General features: G+C 51.8%; 16 protein-coding genes and 1 other RNA gene. 1 reads left to right on the forward strand and 16 read right to left on the reverse strand.

Annotated elements, in window-relative coordinates; translation table 11 throughout:
* Positions 1 to 303: 303 nt before the first annotated feature.
* The 15 genes from thiE to dusB form a co-directional block, all read right to left on the reverse strand.
* The gene (gene thiE, locus QZQ29_RS05120; protein WP_296960593.1) at positions 304 to 936 is read right to left on the reverse strand and encodes a thiamine phosphate synthase; all 633 of its coding nucleotides are present in this window, start codon (positions 934 to 936) and stop codon (positions 304 to 306) included.
* A complete protein-coding gene (thiM, locus tag QZQ29_RS05125) occupies positions 923 to 1,729 on the reverse strand; it encodes a hydroxyethylthiazole kinase (RefSeq protein WP_296960596.1) in 807 nt (268 codons plus the stop codon). Before thiM ends, thiE begins: the two co-directional genes overlap by 14 nt.
* A 2-nt stretch (positions 1,730 to 1,731) precedes the next feature.
* Complete coding sequence (locus QZQ29_RS05130; protein WP_296960599.1) at positions 1,732 to 3,303, reverse strand: tetratricopeptide repeat protein; 1,572 nt, start codon at positions 3,301 to 3,303, stop codon at positions 1,732 to 1,734.
* Between the two features lie 90 nt (positions 3,304 to 3,393).
* Positions 3,394 to 3,711, reverse strand: a complete 318-nt coding sequence (locus QZQ29_RS05135) for a thioredoxin family protein (protein WP_296960603.1) — start codon at positions 3,709 to 3,711, stop codon at positions 3,394 to 3,396.
* 133 nt (positions 3,712 to 3,844) lie between these two features.
* Positions 3,845 to 4,188: a transfer-messenger RNA gene (ssrA, locus tag QZQ29_RS05140) on the reverse strand.
* Positions 4,189 to 4,261: 73 nt separating this feature from the next.
* On the reverse strand, positions 4,262 to 5,248 hold the full coding sequence (locus QZQ29_RS05145; protein ID WP_296960606.1) for a diaminopimelate dehydrogenase: 987 nt from the start codon (positions 5,246 to 5,248) through the stop codon (positions 4,262 to 4,264).
* 865 nt (positions 5,249 to 6,113) lie between these two features.
* Complete coding sequence (gene purD / locus QZQ29_RS05150) at positions 6,114 to 7,394, reverse strand: phosphoribosylamine--glycine ligase (protein WP_296960609.1); 1,281 nt, start codon at positions 7,392 to 7,394, stop codon at positions 6,114 to 6,116.
* Positions 7,395 to 7,408: 14 nt separating this feature from the next.
* Positions 7,409 to 8,953: a bifunctional phosphoribosylaminoimidazolecarboxamide formyltransferase/IMP cyclohydrolase gene (purH, locus tag QZQ29_RS05155; RefSeq protein WP_296960610.1), complete on the reverse strand. Its 1,545-nt coding sequence runs from the start codon at positions 8,951 to 8,953 to the stop codon at positions 7,409 to 7,411.
* A 56-nt stretch (positions 8,954 to 9,009) separates the two neighbouring features.
* A complete protein-coding gene (purN, locus tag QZQ29_RS05160; protein WP_296960611.1) occupies positions 9,010 to 9,636 on the reverse strand; it encodes a phosphoribosylglycinamide formyltransferase in 627 nt (208 codons plus the stop codon).
* Complete coding sequence (purM, locus tag QZQ29_RS05165; protein WP_296960615.1) at positions 9,629 to 10,687, reverse strand: phosphoribosylformylglycinamidine cyclo-ligase; 1,059 nt, start codon at positions 10,685 to 10,687, stop codon at positions 9,629 to 9,631. The genes purN and purM overlap by 8 nt, the downstream gene beginning before the upstream one ends.
* Positions 10,688 to 10,696: 9 nt before the next feature.
* Positions 10,697 to 12,118 carry an amidophosphoribosyltransferase gene (gene purF, locus QZQ29_RS05170; RefSeq protein ID WP_008860223.1) on the reverse strand — a complete coding sequence of 474 codons (1,422 nt, stop codon included), beginning with the start codon at positions 12,116 to 12,118 and terminating at the stop codon, positions 10,697 to 10,699.
* Positions 12,119 to 12,231: 113 nt separating this feature from the next.
* The gene (locus tag QZQ29_RS05175) at positions 12,232 to 13,095 is read right to left on the reverse strand and encodes a phosphoribosylaminoimidazolesuccinocarboxamide synthase (protein WP_296960618.1); all 864 of its coding nucleotides are present in this window, start codon (positions 13,093 to 13,095) and stop codon (positions 12,232 to 12,234) included.
* Between the two features lie 70 nt (positions 13,096 to 13,165).
* Positions 13,166 to 13,657 carry a 5-(carboxyamino)imidazole ribonucleotide mutase gene (gene purE / locus QZQ29_RS05180; protein ID WP_296960622.1) on the reverse strand — a complete coding sequence of 164 codons (492 nt, stop codon included), beginning with the start codon at positions 13,655 to 13,657 and terminating at the stop codon, positions 13,166 to 13,168.
* Positions 13,658 to 13,728: 71 nt separating this feature from the next.
* Positions 13,729 to 13,860: a hypothetical protein gene (locus QZQ29_RS05185; protein WP_296960625.1), complete on the reverse strand. Its 132-nt coding sequence runs from the start codon at positions 13,858 to 13,860 to the stop codon at positions 13,729 to 13,731.
* 516 nt (positions 13,861 to 14,376) lie between these two features.
* Complete coding sequence (dusB, locus tag QZQ29_RS05190) at positions 14,377 to 15,390, reverse strand: tRNA dihydrouridine synthase DusB (protein WP_296960627.1); 1,014 nt, start codon at positions 15,388 to 15,390, stop codon at positions 14,377 to 14,379.
* Between the two features lie 173 nt (positions 15,391 to 15,563).
* Here dusB and QZQ29_RS05195 point away from each other — a divergent pair, with 173 nt between their 5' ends.
* Positions 15,564 to 15,998, forward strand: a complete 435-nt coding sequence (locus QZQ29_RS05195; RefSeq protein ID WP_296960630.1) for a MerR family transcriptional regulator — start codon at positions 15,564 to 15,566, stop codon at positions 15,996 to 15,998.
* 82 nt (positions 15,999 to 16,080) lie between these two features.
* Here the strand turns inward: QZQ29_RS05195 and QZQ29_RS05200 are convergent, their stop codons facing one another.
* Complete coding sequence (locus QZQ29_RS05200; protein ID WP_296960633.1) at positions 16,081 to 17,421, reverse strand: M20/M25/M40 family metallo-hydrolase; 1,341 nt, start codon at positions 17,419 to 17,421, stop codon at positions 16,081 to 16,083.
* Positions 17,422 to 17,711: the final 290 nt, after the last annotated feature.

A 17,711-nucleotide genomic window follows, 5' to 3' on the forward strand; every position in this document is an offset into this window, starting at 1 on the left:
GGCTGTGTGCTTGTTATGGTCATACCGCACTTGGGACTTTCACCCATTAGATTACACCCATGCCGGGCGCACCCCCTATTCCCCTACGGGGACTTCCCCCGGAGGGGGAAGTTTGCTCTATGCTTACCCTTGATTTCATACTCAATCACCTGCATTTCGGCAAATCTGCCACCTTCGGTGGTCACCCCCTATCCGGCTGCACCGGATTTCTCCACGGGAAAGGCAGCGATATCACCCCCCCAAGCCCGCAGAGCTTGTCAATCTTAGGAACTACTGGCATTCCTCTCAAACTTCCCTAGCTCACTATCCCAATACGCCATCAATGATTCCCTTCAGTTTCCCCGCCGCCTTTTCCGGTTCTCTGCTGGCCATAATGGCGGATACCACTGCAAATCCCGAAAGTCCGTATCCTTTGAAGAGGGGGATGGTACTTTCATTCATGCCGCCAATGGTGACAACCGGTATATGGACGGTGTCCATGATTTTTCTCAGGGTTTCCGGCGTGGTAATGTCCGCATCCTTCTTGGTGGCCGTAGGGAACATGGCCCCGACCCCCAGGTAATCGGCGCCGTCCTTTTCCGCCTGCACCGCTTCTTCCAGGGTGCCTGCAGAAACACCCAGGATTTTATGGGGGCCTATGAGTTTCCTGACTATGGCAGCGGGCATATCGGACTGTCCTACGTGAACGCCGTCGGCCCCCACTGCCAGCATAATGTCGATGCGGTCATCAATGATGAGGGGCACGTGGAAGGTATCTGTGATTTTTTTCAGTTTCACCGCCCTTTCATAGAGAAGTCCGGTGTCCCCTTCTTTTTCCCGAAGCTGCACCAGGGTGGCGCCGCCTTTCAGAGCATCCTCCACCACTCTTTCAAAGGTACCGGGCTTCGGCTGTTTCCTGTCTGTCACCAGGTAAAGGCGGTAATCAATCTTCTTCATAACGGGCTCCTTTATCCAGACTGTCCCCTGTCATCTGTCCCAGTTCATCCAGGATTCCCATATGGAAATGGCCCAGCCCCTGGCTGCCCCATTTCTTCCAGGCATTTTCCCCAGCCAGCCCCATGGCTGCCATGGCCGCTGCAGCGCTTCCAAAGGGATCATTCTTATTAGCTCCGCAGAAAGCACCAATCAGTGTGGTGCACATGCAGCCGGAGCCTGTAATGAGGGACATCTCGGGGCAGCCGTTATGGATAAGGGCCTTTCGTTTTCCATCGGTCACAATATCGGAGGCGCCGCTGATGACCACCACGGCCTTCCATTTTTCAGCCAAATGGGATGCCAGAGCCTCTGCGTCCTTCATTTCCACCACAGCACCGGAATCCACGCCCTTGGTGTGGATGTCCTCTCCGCCGAGGGAAAGGATTTCCGACATGTTCCCCCGAATAACGGACATGGACACATGGCTCATGATTTCCGCGGCCATACGGTTCCGGAAGGGAGTGGCCCCTGCGCCCACCGGGTCAAAGACCACGGGGATACCCTTTGCATTGGCACTGCGGCCTGCTTCTATCATGGATTCCACCTTGCTCACATTTAATGTGCCGATATTCAGCACCAGGGCAGAGGATATGGCCGCCATATCCCCCACTTCATCAATGGAATCGGACATGACCGGCGATGCACCAATGGCAAGGCATGCATTGGCGCAGTCATTCACCGTGACGTAGTTGGTAATATGATGGACCAGCGGATTTAATTTTCTCACCTGATCCAGGTACTTTGACAATTCCATGACTATTTCCCCCATTCACTGCGGGCTTTCCCCGCCCAATAATCAGCCATGCGGCTGTTCTCCTTTGTCCCGTATCCCCGGCTATAATAGGAAGAAAGGACTTTAAAAAATTCAATATATCCGTTTCTTGCCAGCTGATGGGCCAGCTGGAAGGCCTTTTTAGGATTTTCTTTATGAAACACTCCGCCCTGCACCGTCTGGGGCTCTGCATAGTACCTCCATAAAAGCTTTTCCGTATTAATAATACGGGATGGCTTCCCCTGCCGGGCGGCTTTGGTAAAATCTTTTTCTTTGATACCGAGAATATCGCCATAGAAGAAATAAAATCTTGCCAGCATGGCCCAGGAATCCGCGTCTCCTGCTGCCGCTGCCTTCTTATACCATGCTGCTGTTTCCTTCAGCTTTTCCATATCCTGGAATTCCAAGTCCACTCTTGTTCCTTCTGCGGACCAGGGGAAATGATGCATGCCTTTCATCACCTTCATGGCATGGCTGCAGCAGTACCGTATCAGCTTTTCACGGCACATGTCGCTGCCGGCGTTCATCCCCTGTTTCAGCCGGTCTTCAAACTCTTTGTACTTTCTCTGGGACCTGGAAATATCCGCCAGTATTTCAAAAGCATCGCCGTAGCCTAAAGACGCCGCCTGTTCCAGATACTGCAGCGCCTTCTTCTTTTCCTCCGTTCCTTCAGGGAGCGCGGGATACACCTTTCCTGCCAGGAAGGAAATATGACCTGCATAGTATTTCCCCCGGACATCGCCCCTTTCATAGGCCTTCAGGTACCAGGCAATGGACAAATCCAGATTTTTATGGACATATCGTCCATTGGAATACAAGTCCCCCAGCTTGAAGCACACAGACACGCTGCCGTCATGGAAGGCCTGGGTATAGAGCTCCATGCCCCGCCTTATGTCCTGAGCAGTTCCGGTGCCGGTGATGAAAAAGTCTCCCGCCATTTCCCGGGACAGATTATCGCCCCGGACTGCGCCTCTCAGAAACCAGGACAGGGCCGTTTTGTTGCTCTTAGGCGGGTCTCCCGGCTGGGCCCTCCACCCATCTTCCATATACAGTTTCCCAATGGCCGCATAGGATTCATACACGCCGCCGGCAATGGCTTCCCGGAACCAGCTTATGGCAATATCCCGCACCTCTTCGGAGCGGAGAGCGTCGGTGGTCATAAGCTTCCCTGCCAGATAGGCACCCATGGGTATCCCCTGCTGATAAGCAACAGCATAACAGTCAAAGGATTTCTGCAGACTGGCCTTCACCCCAAGCCCCCGTTCATACATTTTTCCCAAGTACAGGGAGCTCTCCCCATGCCCCTTGTCCGCCAGCAGCTGGAATGCGCGAAATGCAGGCCCGAAATCCTGCTTCTTATAGAAAGCCTTTGCCAGCTCAAAGAGCTTCGTCCCCGCCCTGCTGCTTCCCTGCAGCACGGCCCGGGACAAATATTTCATGGCATTATCATAGTTCCTGATTTTCAGATACTGCTCTCCCAGATTGAGCAGCTCCTTTTTCGATAGATTCAAGGCCTCGGTGCCCACATTTCCACTTCCCTTCGTCTTTTCTTTCATTGTACCACGTCCCAGGTCCTCATGCCCCCTGAAATCCGCAAAAGGGCACAAAAAAGGAGCCCTGATGGACTCCTTCCCATGATTTCTGTATTATTCAGAAGCTTTTTCCACAAAGGACTTCAAATCATTATAATCCACATTGCCATAACCGATAATCCGGTTCACCGGTTTGCCGTCATGGAAATAAATGAGGGTAGGAATGGTTTCCACTTCATACCGCTTAGCGATTTCCTCATCTTCATCCACATTGATACCATAAATGGGAGTTTCAATTTCTCCGGAAAGCTTTTCCACCATGGGGCGAAGCCTTCTGCAGTAGCCGCACCAGGGAGCGGAAAATCCCAGAATCACGTCACCTTCAGTGAGAACTTTATCAATATTTGCAGTACCTGTAATCGGTGCCATCATATGCATACACTCCTTATTGTTTGTAAAATTGCTGTCTTGATTTCTATGTATTCATTATATTCTATATATTTAAATTTGTCAATATATACTTTCTGCATACAAAAAGGGACCACATGGTGATCCCTTTTAATTCTGGTGGAGATGAGGGGAGTCGAACCCCTGTCCAAAAAGCCTGTCCCATAAACTTCTCCGAGTGCAGTTACTGTTTGAGATTTAAGCAAAGTATCGTACAGGAACAAACTGCCTTTGCCGATTTCGGAATGAGTTTCCCTTTGAAGTCCCGAACCTCCTTCGCCGGTATCCTATTGGTTGATGTCAGCCTGAAGTCATAGGAAAACGTCAGGGGACATTAGCAGATTAGGCTGCTAAAGCAAAATCACGTTTTGCGTTTAAGTTTTTCCACCGTTTAACGGGGTAGATGGAATCCCGACTCGCTGTTTATGACCCAGAATCTTCTGTCGAAACCGGTACATCCCCGGATGGTCGAACCCATTATATAGTAAATGAAAGGAAATGTCAAAATTTGAGAAAAGCCGCAGCTCCCATTTCATCAAAGTACCTGGGCCCGGAGTTCTTTGCCGGAGAGCGGGGAAAGGTAGGCCGGCGGCACGTCGAATACGGTGAAGCAGCCTTTCTTTCCTTCCTGGACAAAGCGGTAAAGGGCTCTTGCGTAGGCAAGGACCACGTGGGTGGTGAATTCGGGATTGGAATCCAGCTTCAGCCGATACTCCATGACATGGGCATGTTCCTTATGGGCGCCGGTCCTGCCGCTGCGGAATACAAAGCCCCCATGGGCCAGGCCTCCGTGTTTTTCTTTCAGTTCTTCTTCGGAAATGAAATGGACGGTGGTGTCATAATCGGCAAAGTAGTTGGGCATAGTTTTGATGGCATTTTCAATGGCCCCTTTGTCCGCCCCTTCTTCTGCCACCACATAGCATTCCCTGGTATGCATTTCCCTGGTGGTAAGGTCCGGATTCTCTCCGTTTCTTACGGATTCCAGAGCGCTCTCTACGGGGCAGGTGTACTGCTTGCCGTCCTTCACACCGGGCACGCGGCGGATGGCATCGGAGTGGCCCTGGGAAACACCTCTGCCCCAAAAGGTGTAGTCTTTTCCGTCCGGCAGGATGACATGGCCGAAGAGGCGGGCCAGGGAGAAGAGACCGGGATCCCAGCCAACGGAAATTATGGCCGCTTTGCCATGGGATTTAGCTGCTTCATCCACCTTTTCAAAGTGCTGGGGAATGTGGGCGTGGGTATCAAAGGTATCAATCACATTGAACATAGACGCATAGGCCGGTGTCTGTTCCGGAAGGTCTGTGGCAGAGCCGCCGGCCAGCACCAGCACATCCACCTTATCCTTCCATTTTTCCGCATCCTCCACAGAAACCACCGGTACACCGGGGGTATTGATTTTCACGTCCGCCGGATTTCTTCTGGTAAAAACCACTGCCAGTTCCATATCCCCATTGTCTGCCAGGGCGGTTTCCACGCCTTTGCCAATATTGCCGTACCCCATAATGCCGATTCTGATTGCCATAATGAAACTCCTTTCCGGAAATGTATGAATCACATTGAAATTTTATAATATTTAGTATTATAACCCAGACTCATGGTTAGAGTAAAATGCTATGCAAAGTAGGCATAATATATTCGAATTGAGCAATTGATTTCCTACTCGGCATGGCAACACTGTGTTTCTTACCGGCAGGAAACTTTCTGCGAAGGGTTTCCTGGTCGACGTTGCACCATTGTGTTTCTTACCGGCAGGAAACTGTTTGCGAAAGGTTTCCTGGTCGACTTGGCACCACCGTGTTTCTTGCCGACAGGAAACTGTTCGCGAAAGGTTTCCTATTCGGCATAGCAACACTGTGTTTCATTGCGACAGGAAACTTTTTGCGAAGGGTTTCCTATTCGACTTGACGCCATTGTGTTTCAATGCGACAGGAAACTGTTTGCGGATAGTTTCCTACTCGACATGGCACTACTGTGTTTCTTGCCGGCAGGAAACTATTCGCGGAAGGTTTCCTGTTCGTCATGGCACCATTGTGTTTCAATGCGACAGGAAACTGTTTGCGGATAGTTTCCTACTCGACATGGCACTACTGTGTTTCTTATCGGCAGGAAACTATTTGCGAATGGTTTCCTATTCGGCATAGCAACACTGTGTTTCATTGCGACAGGAAACTATTTGCGAAGGGTTTCCTGGTCGTCATGGCACCATTGTGTTTCTTGCCGGCAGGAAACTATCTGCGAAGGGTTTCCTGGTCGACATGACGCCATTGCTATACATACCGACAGGAAACTTTTTGCGTATGGTTTCCTGTGCGGCATGGCACTATGGGGAGGTATGACGACGTTCAGGCGGACCACAAAAAAGCGGAGCCCCATGGCTCCGCTTTTTGTTATTCCTTATTTTTCAGATGTCTGATTCCTTTGTCCGCAATGTCATGGCGGTACTGCACGCCCTGCCAGTGGATTTTGGAAACGCCTTTATAGGCTTTGGCTTTCGCTTCTTCCAGTGTGGGGGCCAAAGCCACCACGTTGAGGACGCGGCCGCCGTTGACTACGTATTCACCGTTTTTCTTTACGGTGCCTGCATGGAATACGATGCAGCCTGCTTTTTTCGCATCGCCCAGTCCGGAGATGACTTCGCCGGAGGAGTGGGAAGCGGGATAGCCTTCAGAGGCCATGACTACGTCTACGGCACAGCCTTTTTTCCATTTCACGTCTTCCTTTTTCAGGTTTCCGTGGACGCATTCCAGCATGACCTGGGCCAGGTCGCCGTCAAAGAGGGGCAGCACCGCTTCCGTTTCGGGATCGCCGAAGCGGCAGTTGAATTCCACTACCTTCGGACCTTCGTCGGTAATCATGAGGCCAGCGTAGAGGCAGCCTTTGAAGGGGTATCCTTCTTTTTTCATGGCTGCCACAATGGGACGGAGAATTTTGACTTTCACTTCGTCCATCATTTCGTCGGTCATTACGGGAGCCGGTGCATAGGTGCCCATGCCGCCGGTGTTGGGGCCTTCGTCGTTGTCGAAGATTCTTTTATGGTCCTGGGAGGAAACCATGGGCACCACGTGGGTGCCATCGCAGAAACAGAGGACCGATGCCTCTTCTCCTTCCATGAATTCTTCGATAACCACGGACCGTCCGGCGCCGCCGAAGCTGTGGCCTTCCAGCATGTCTTTCACTGTACTCACTGCCTCTTCTTCATTCTGGGCAATGATGACGCCTTTGCCTGCTGCCAGGCCGTCGGCTTTGATGACAATGGGATATTTCTTGTTGTTTTTCAGGTATTCCACTGCTTTGTCTTCGTCAGTAAAGACTTCATAGGCTGCTGTGGGAATGCCGTATTTTTTCATCAGGTCCTTGGCAAATCCTTTGGATCCTTCAATGCGGGCTGCCGCTTTGGAGGGGCCGAAGAAGGGAAGTCCCTGTGCTTCGAATTCATCTGCCAAACCTTCGGTGAGAACTGTTTCCGGTCCGGCTACGGTGAGATCCACTTCCATCAATTTAGCAAAATCCAGGATGTCCTCATGTCCCTTCACCGGAATGAGGTGAGCCACGTCGCTCATGCCGTCATTCCCGGGAATGGCATAGACTTCCGTGACGGAAGGGCTCTGTGCCAGCCGCCACAGCAGGGCATGTTCCCTGCCGCCGCTGCCAATGACTAATACCTTCATGGAAAAAACCTCTCTTAACTGTGACGGAAATGACGATGTCCGGTGAATACCATGGCAATGCCGTACTTGTTGGCCATGTCAATGGATTCCTGATCCCTGATGGAGCCGCCGGGCTGGATAACTGCGGTAACGCCTGCTTTGCCTGCTGCTTCGATGGTATCGCCGAAGGGGAAGAAGGCGTCGGAGCTCATGACGGAGCCCTTTGCCTTTTCGCCGGCTTCTGCAATGGCAATGTCGGCGGAGCCTACGCGGTTCATCTGACCGGCGCCTACGCCGTAGGTTACATCTTTGCCGGTGAGGACGATGGCATTGGATTTCACGTGTTTTACAATCTTCCATGCAAATTCCATGGCCTGCCATTCTTCTTCCGTAGGAGCTCTCTTGGTGACCACTTTGCAGTCTTTTCTTGTTTCAGCGCTGTTATCGGGTGTCTGTACCAGAAGGCCGCCGGATACTTTATGGAGCTGCAGTTCTTCTTTGAAGGCTGCCGGTACTTCGATGAGGCGGATATTTTTCTTGGTTTCCAGGATATCCAGGGCTTCCTCACTGAATTTCGGAGCCATCACCACTTCAAAGAAAATCGGTTTCATGGCTTCTGCCGCTGCTTTGTCGCAGACCTGGTTCATGGCCACAATACCGCCGAAGGCGGATTTGCTGTCTGCATTGAAGGCCCGCTGGAAAGCATCCAGAGCATCTTTGCCAAGGGCTGCACCGCAGGGGTTGGTGTGTTTGATAATGACGCAGGCCGGCTGTTCTTTGCCCCATTCGCAGACCAGGTCCCAGGCAGCTTCCATGTCCACAATGTTGTTGTAGGACAGTTCTTTGCCATGCAGCTGTTTAGCTGCTGCAATGCCGCCTTTGGCTTCGGGATCCTTGTAGAACGCAGCTTTCTGGTGCGGATTTTCACCGTAGCGGAGGTCCTGAAGTTTGACGAAGGCTTTGCAGTAAACATCAGGCAGGCCATCCTTGTCACCGTCCACTTCTTTGGTGAGGTAGTCTGCAATGGCGCAGTCGTAGAGGCCGGTATGGAGGAATGCTTTTCTGGAAAGTTTCAGGCGGAAATCTTCATCCAGCGTATCATTCTTGATTCTTTCCAGGATTTCACCGTACTGGGAAGGATCCACTACGATGGTAACGTATTTGTAGTTCTTTGCTGCCGCACGAACCATGGAGGGGCCGCCGATATCGATATTTTCGATGGCTTCTGCTCTGGTCACATTCGGTTTGGCAATGGTTTCACGGAAGGGATAAAGGTTGACAGCCACCAGGTCGATGCCTTTGATGCCGTGTTCCTTCATGGCCTTCACATGGTCCGGATTGTCACGGATAGCCAGGATGCCGCCGTGAATCATGGGATGCAGTGTTTTCACACGGCCATCCATCATTTCCGGAAATCCGGTGACTTCGGAAACAGATTTTACCGGAATGCCTGCTGCTGCAATGGCCTTCATGGTGCCGCCGGTGGAAATGATTTCCACACCCAGTTCATGAAGTCCCTTTGCAAATTCTACTACCCCGGTCTTGTCAGATACACTGATCAGGGCTCTTTTAACTGCCATGTTTGACTCCCCCTTTGAAATTAAATTGGATTGATATGAAACGGATCAAATGGAGCTTATTTTTCAGGATTGCTGTGCATACCGCTCACATGATGACCGTCAATGTGGAGTTTGTCTGCACAGAAGGCGGTGACTGCCCTCACGTAGGCCGGATGTTCCTGCTGGAGGATGCGGTCTGCCAGGGTGTCCTCTGTATCGTCATCATACACCGGTACGGCCACCTGGGTAATGATGGGGCCGTCGTCCAGTCCGGTGCCTACGAAATGAACGGTGCATCCTGCCACCTTCACGCCCGCTTCCACAGCCTGCCGCTGGGCATGAAGTCCGCGGAAACTGGGAAGCAGGGCAGGATGGATATTAATAATCCGGTTCGGGAATGCGTGAATCAGGTTTTCACCGCAGATTCTCATGTATCCTGCCAGGCAGATGAGGTCCGGATGATAGGACTTGGCTGCTTCCAGAATGGCATCATTGAAGGCCGCCTTATTTTCAAAGGATTTCAGTTCCAGTACCGTGGAAGGGACCTGCCAGCGCTCTGCCCTTTTCAGCACCTGGGCATCGGCATGATCACAGATGACTCCCACCACGGTGCCATTCACTCTGCCGTCTACGGTGGCTTCATGGATGGCTTCTGCATTGGAACCTCTGCCCGATGCGAAAATCAGAATTCTCTTCTTACTCATTGAAAAGACCACCTGTCACAACTACATCCTGGTTTCCTTCGGTGATTTCACCGACTTCGTAAACCGGTTCATTGATGGATTTCAGGATTTCCTTTGCTTTTTCCGCATTTTCTCTGTCCATGATGAGGAGCATACCCAGGCCGCAGTTATAGGTGCGGTACATTTCCCGGGGTTCCACGCCCCCTTCTTTCATGAGGAATGGGAAAATCGGAAGGAGCGGCCACTTTTCCGCATCCAGCACAGCCCTGGTCCCCTTTGGCAGCACTCTTGGAATGTTGTCATAGAAACCGCCGCCGGTGATATGGACCATACCGTTCACCTTGGTGCCCTTCAGCACTGGAATCACAGGTCTCGGATAGAGGCGGGTAGGAGTGAGGAGGACTTCGCCCAGGGGCTTGTCCATATCTCCATACACCTTATCCAGGGAAAGGCCGTTGTCTTTAATAATACGGCGCACCAGGGAATAGCCGTTGGAGTGAACGCCGGTGGACGGAAGGCCCAGAATGACGTCGCCCACTGCAATATCTTCACCGGTGATGAGGTCTTTTCTGTCCACAATGCCTACGGCAAAGCCGGCCACATCGTAGTCCCCTTTGGCATAGAAGCCGGCCATTTCCGCCGTTTCGCCGCCCAGGAGGGCGCAGCCGGACTCAATGCACGCATTGGCCACGCCCTTCACGATTTCCGCCATCAGCTCCGGTTCCAGCTTGCCGGTGGCAATGTAGTCCAGGAAGAAGAGGGGCCTTGCACCCTGTACCAGCACATCGTTTACGCTCATGGCCACGCAGTCCTGGCCGATGGTATCATGAATACCCATTTCGATGGCCAGGCGCAGCTTCGTGCCTACGCCGTCGGTACCGGAAACGAGGATGGGATCCTCCGATAATTCGTCCTTCAGACGGAAAAGGCCGCCGAAACCGCCGATATCGCCCATGACGCCACGGGTATAGGTAGCCTGTACTGATTTCTTAATCAGTTCCACTTCTCTTTCACCGGCGTCAATATCTACACCGGCTTCCGCATAGGTTAAGCCTTTTTTCTTTTCGCTCATGGTTCCTCCCTATTCTTCATCTTCCATGCTGCCCAAGCCGTCGTGGGGTACCTTTTCCGGATACACGCCGTCGAAGCAGGCAAAGCACATGTCCGATGCCTTAATTTCGGAAATCGATTCCGCCAGTCCCTTCTGGGACAGGTAATGAAGAGAATCGGCGCCGATCATTTTGCAAATTTCTTCGGTGGAATACTTGGCGGCAATCAGCTGCTTTCTTTCGGCCGTATCGATGCCGAAGAAGCAGGGATACCGTACAGGCGGCGAGCTGATGCACAGCTTGATTTCCTTGGCTCCTGCATTTTTCAGAAGGTTGATAATAATGCCGCTGGTAGTGCCGCGGACAATGGAATCGTCCACCAGGATGATGCGCTTACCTTCCACGTTCATGCGGATGGGGTTCAGCTTCATGCGCACCGCCCTTTCTCTCTTCTTCTGTCCCGGCTGGATAAAGGTGCGGCCCATGTATTTATTCTTCAAAAGCCCTTCCACGAAGGGAATGCCGGAAGCAGCGGAATAACCCAGGGCTGCCACGTTGCCGGAGTCCGGCACGCTCATCACCACATCGCCTTCATAGTGGGTTTCTTCCCAGAGCTTCCTGCCCATGTTCAAGCGGGCCTGGTAAATGTCCTGGCCGTTCATGATGGAATCGGGGCGGGCGAAATAAATGTATTCAAAGGAGCAGATGCCGTGGCGGTGGCTGTCCACAGGGCAGTACATGGTGGAACGGACGCCCTTGTCATCGATGGTGACGATTTCGCCGGGCAGTACATCTCTTACAAATTCCGCATCAATGGCATCCAGTGCCGGCGTTTCCGAAGCCAGCACCCATCCGTGCTCCGTCTTTCCCAGCACCAGGGGGCGGTAGCCGAAGGGATCCCGGCAGCCGTAGATGGCGTCATTGGTGCAGGCCACGATGGCATAGGCACCGTGGATTTCATCCATGAGCTCCTTGAATTTTTCCTCTTCCGTAGCCCGGCGGCTTCTGGCCAGCAGCTTAATAATGACTTCCGTATCCATGGTGGTGGAGAAAGTGGAGCCTTCCAGAAGGAGGCGGCGTCGCAGATTCTTCGTGTTCACCAGGTTCCCGTTGTGAGCCAGTGCCATGGGGCCGTCAATGCTGTCAGCCTGCAGGGGCTGCACGTTTACCGGAATAGAGGAACCTGTGGTGGAATAGCGCACATGGCCGATGCCGATGTGGCCTTCCTTTTCCGGCAGATTGTGGAATACCTCCGTCACCAGGCCCATGCCGCGGAAGGTTTCCATGGTTTTTCCATCAGAAACGGTAATGCCCGCACTTTCCTGGCCCCGGTGCTGCAGGGCAAAGATACCGTAGTAGGTTTCATGTACCGCAGACAGATCCCGGTCAAAAATACCAAACACTCCGCACTCTTCATGCGGCTTGTCATCATATACATCCATACTTTTATACATTACGGAATTCTCCTGACTTTCTTATAATTCAGACCCATCGGTCTTCTGGGGCTTTTCCGCATGGGACAGAACCGTGCCACCCCATTGAGGCATAGTGCCGTCCGTCATTTCTTTTAGAATTTTTCACCGGTAAGAAGTTCATAGGCTTCCTTGTAAATGCCGATGGTCTTGTCGATGATATCCTGGGGCACCGTATCTCCTGGATGAGCCTTCAGGTAGTCACGGACAAACTGCTTGTCATAGGAAGGCTGGCCGTGGCCTGCTTCGTAGCCCTTTGCCGGCCAGAAGCGGGAGTTATCGGGAGTCAGCATTTCATCGCCCAGTACAATATTTCCATTTTCATCCAGTCCGAATTCAAACTTCGTGTCCGCAATGATAATGCCTCTTTCCAGGGCATAGTCAGCGCACTTGTTGTAAAGAGCAAGGGTCAGTTCGGACAGCTTTTCCATATATTCCCTGCCTTTTCCAGGGAAGAACTTATTAACCCAGGCTTCCCCTTCTTCCATGGAAATATTCTGGTCATGTTCTCCTACCGGTGCCTTGGTGGAAGGAGTGAAAATCGGATGCGGCAGCTTCTGGCATTCCTTCAGACCTTCCGGCAGCTTGATGCCGCAGACCTTGCCGTCCTTCTGGTAGCCTTCCCAGCCGGATCCGGTGATGTAGCCGCGGACAATGCATTCCACCGGAATCATGTTGAGCTTCATGGTCTTCATGGAGCGGCCTTCGAATTCCTTTGTCTGGAAGAATTCCGGCATATCCTTGGTATCGATGGAAATCATGTGGTTCGGAACGATATCCTTTGTGAAATCGAACCAGAACTTGGACATACGGTTCAGTACCACACCTTTTTCAGGAATGGGGCACTTCAGGATATTATCAAAAGCGGAAATACGGTCGGTGCATACCATGACAAGGCTGTCGCCCAGATCGTAGAGTTCGCGGACTTTACCGGATTTGAATGGTTTGTATTCTTTCATTGTTTTTCTCCTTTAAAAATATAAGATTCATTGCCAAAGTCATTATGAAATGAAAATTCAAATAAAGTTTTTACTTTCCCAGGGAAGCCTGCAGCTTTTCATCTTTGGCGTAGATTTCCTCTGCTGCTTTTTCGCGATAGGCCTTGTACTTTTCATAGAGAGCCTTATCGGAAACCGCACCGATTTCCACAGCCAGGAAAGCAGCATTCTTTGTGCCGTCAATGGCTACCGTGGCCACCGGAATTCCGGAAGGCATCTGCACGATAGAAAACAGGGCATCCATGCCGTCCAGTTTGGCACCGGAAAGAGGCACCCCGATCACCGGTTTCAGCGTCAAGCTGGCCACCACGCCCGGCAGTGCCGCTGCCATGCCGGCGCCGGCGATGAATGCGCCTACCCCCTTCTTTTCCTCTGCTGCCACAAAATCAGCCAGCTTCTTCGGCGTTCTGTGAGCAGAAGCAATGGTTACGTCATAGGTCACGCCAAAATCATCAAGAATGGCAAAAGCCTTCTTCATGACCGGTAAATCGGAATCACTGCCCATCACAATTCCAACATGCATTGTTCATTTCCTCCCTTTTCTGGGACCCTTCTCCCAAAAAAAATCTCCCCTTGCAGAAAAGTGACCCATGGTCAGACAATTCCCGCAAAAGGAGTATTCATGCCAAACAGATACAACGTACCAGCAAAAAGAGAGGCAGTCGAACAGAAGATATACTCTTCCTTTCCTGCGCCTTCGGAAATAAAAATCCTTTCAGCAGACATGGCCGCTCCTCTCCCGTTTGAGATAAAAAAGCCTGCGCTTTCTATGCACAAGCCTGCACTACCCAACATCTTATTGCTTACGTTCCTTAATTATTCTAATATTTCCATTTTCCCTTGTCAATAAATTTTAATACCGCAAAACCCCATTGCTGCAGGCTTTTCTTAATTATAACGGAAAGTTCAGCTCTTTATTGGTTTCATCTCATGTTTTTCTATTTTTACTCTTATATTTATGGATGAGTAGGTTTCCTACTCGACTTGATACAATGGCGCTTCTTGCATGCAGGAAACTGTTGGCGAAGAGTTTCCTATTCGACATGACACCATTGTGTTTCTTTCCGACAAGAAACTGGTCGCGAAAGGTTTCCAGGCCGACATGGCGCCACTGTGTTTCATCGCTATAGGAAACTGTTGGCGAAGGGTTTCCTGGCCGGCTTGTCACAATGGCGTTTCTTACCTATAGGAAACTACCTTCTACCTTCCATCTTCTACCTTCTGTCTTCTCCTCCCGGGCAGTCAAAATGCTGCCATCCAGCTTTTATCGGGTTTCCACTTACTTCTTTCTTCCACATAGGCATCCAGCAGGCGGTTGAATTCTTCTTCAGTCAGTGCCTTCATGATTTCTCTTCTGAGGGAGGCGGCTTCGGGGAGGCCGTGGAAGTAGCGGCTGGCGTGGGCACGCATTTCTTTGACCGCCACCCGTTCCCCCTTTTCTTCCACCAGACCATGGAGGTGCTCTCGGGCCATGGCGATGCGCATTTCATTGGTAGGCGGCGGAAGGATAGTTCCCGTTTCCAGATAGGTATTTACCCTTTCAAAGACCCAGGGATTGCCCCAGGCGGCACGGCCGATGGCCACGCCGGCGCATCCCGTTTCTTTCATCAGCCTTGCGGCCGTCGGTCCGTCCACCACGTCGCCGTTTCCAAAGACCGGAATGTGGACAGCCTCCACCACTTCGCCGATTTTTTCCCAGTCCGCACAGCCGGTGTAGAAATCTTCCCTGGTGCGGCCATGGACAGTGATGGCGGCGGCGCCTGCTTCTTCCACCGCCTTTGCCAGCTCCACGCAGTTTTCCGTTTCCCGAGACCAGCCAAGCCGCATTTTCACGGTCACCGGGACGTGGACCGCTTCTGCCATGGCTTTCACCACTGCCGCTGCCAGGGGGACATTCTTCATAAGGGCGGAGCCGTCGCCGTTTTTGACCACCTTCTGCATGGGGCAGCCCATGTTGATATCGATGATGTCAGCGCCCGCCTTTTCCATTTCCTTTGCCCCCAGCGCCATAATGTCCGGTTCACTGCCGAAGAGCTGAAGAGCCACCGGATGCTCACCGGGGTCGATCTTCAGCATGTCCCTTGTTTTTTCATTTTTATAATAGAGCCCTTTGGCGCTCACCATTTCCGCCGTGGTCATGGCAGCTCCCATGCGGCGGGCAATGACCCGGTAGGCCAGGTCGCTCACCCCTGCCATGGGGGCCAGCACAGCCCAGCCGTCTAACTCTATCGATCCGATTTTCGGTTTCTGATACATGGTTTCCTCCTGTCATATTGGACTATTTTACCACAAAAGAGGAAATAAAATCCCCTTCGTTTCCTCTTTTCTTCCATTTTCTTGACATAAAGTGAGCTTTAAGAATTATAATGGAGGCAGAATAAAGATTTAATTCTGAGCGCACAGTGCTTTTCCGGAGAAAGGAGAAATAGATGGCTTACACAATTTCACAGGTTTCCAAGCTTACAGGAATCAGCCCCTCCACCATCCGCTATTATGACAAGGAAGGGCTTCTCCCCCGGGTGGAAAGGAAAAACGGCATCCGCCTTTTCACCGATACGGATATCCGCTGGTTTCACCTGCTCACCTGCCTGAAGAATACGGGCATGCCCATCAAACGTATCCGCGAATATGCAAAGCTCACGCTCCAGGGTGATACCAGCCTCAAAGAAAGGCAGGCCCTCATCCGGGAGCAGCGGCAGTTTGTACAGGACCAGATCGACCAGCTCCTCTTCTATATGCAGGAGCTGGATTTCAAGGAATGGTACTACAATAAGGCCCTGTCCCTGGGCTCTGAAAGCAAAATCAACCTTGACGATTATGAAAAGGAAACGGGGAAGAAAACGCCTGATAAACTGAGCCTATAAAAAAGCAGGGGCTGTGAAAAAATGTTCAATCATTTTTTCACAGCCCCTTTTGCTGCCTTTTGTGCAGGAAATCTTCCGGATCTTATTGTTTTCCGTAATTCGTAAGGAAGGTTTTTATAAATTTCACCGGCCTGTCCAGCTTGTCAACCGGCATCTTTTCATCCACCTGATGAGCTTCGCCCCAGCGGGCAGTCCTCACCCTTCCTGTGAATCGGTAAATATGGTCGCAGACATCCGCATAATTTCTGGAGTCTGTGGCACCCAGCATGAGGTTCGGCGCAATCACCGTATCTTTGCCATAGACTTCATGAATAGTTTCAGAAAGGAGCTTGAACATGTCCCCTTTCACATCTCCTTCCGGATGAGGATTTTCGGCGTAAGATGCCTTCACCTTCACGCCGTCGGGCATGATGGATTCCAGATATCTGGTTACAGAATCCACCGTATCCCCCTGGAGGATGCGGACACTCATGGTGGCTTCCGCATGGGAAGGAAGCACATTGGCCTGGCTGCTGCCTTCTGCCATGGTAACGGCGAAGGTGGTATGGAGAAGGGCATCCAGGATTCTGTCACTTTCTGCCAGCTTCACCAGTTTCTTCCAGTTCCTCTTCGGATGGCTTACGATAGATTTTCCCGGCTCTTCCTGCAGCGGCGCCACAGCTTTCAAATGGGCTTTCACCAGTGGCGTAAGCCTATAGGGCATGGGGTGGGCTTCCACAGCCGCCATGGCCCTTGCCACATCACCCAGCACGGTGCCCCGGCCGGGCTTGCTGGCATGACCGCCGGCGCCGTCCTTGTAGAGTACAAATTCATTGGGCGCCTTTTCTGCCATGCCCACCAGGGCCAGCGGCGGCTCTCCCTCTTTCCCTTCCTCCACATTGCCCCCTTCATCAAAAAGGCAGGCCAGATGGACCCCCTGCTCCTTCAGGTAGGCAGCAGTCAAAACGGAGCCCTTTTTGTCCGGTGAGCACTGTACCTCCTCATTGTGGCCAAAGGAAAGGTAAATGTCGAAATCCGGCGAAAAGCCCTCTTCCAAGAGTTCCTCCACCCCATCCATTTCCGCAGTGAGCACGGACTTACAATCTTCGGCGCCCCTTCCCCAGAGACAGCCTTCCTCCACTTCTCCCCCAAAGGGTGGGTGGCTCCACTGCTCCTCATGAATAGCAGGCACCACGTCCTGATGGGCCATGAACAGCACAGGATCCTTCTTCGGATGGTCCGATTTCCAATGAAAAAGAAGACTGGCCTTTCCGATTCGGGTGAGAGAGAGTTTTTCAAAAATCAAAGGCCAGGCTTCCTGCATGTACTGGTGAAGGCGGTCAAACTGGGACCAGTCAGTGTGTTCATCATTTACCGAAGAAACTGTGGGAATCTGCACCACTCCTTGGAGATGGGAAATATATTTTTCAAGTTTTGTATCCATTACATCCTCCTTTATAATCTTCTCTCCGCATGAAAAAGGCTTTGATGAAATGATGCCCCTGTCCGTTGGCCGGACAGACACCTCGCGCCCCTGTCATTTCGAAAGAGCCCGAATACCCCAGGCGCCCCCGCCGCCCACTTGTCATCCTGAGCGAAGCGAAGGATCTCGGTACATGGCGTCAGTGGGACAGATATTGTTACATACTAGGGAAGTACTGATTAATTCGCAGAATCGAATTTCATATGTATTTTTATCCAATGCTTCGTCATCAGTCTCCTTAAATAGCTCGC

The sequence above is a fragment of the uncultured Dialister sp. genome, assembly GCF_900538805.1.
In the GTDB taxonomy this organism is placed as follows: Bacteria; Bacillota; Negativicutes; order Veillonellales; family Dialisteraceae; genus Dialister.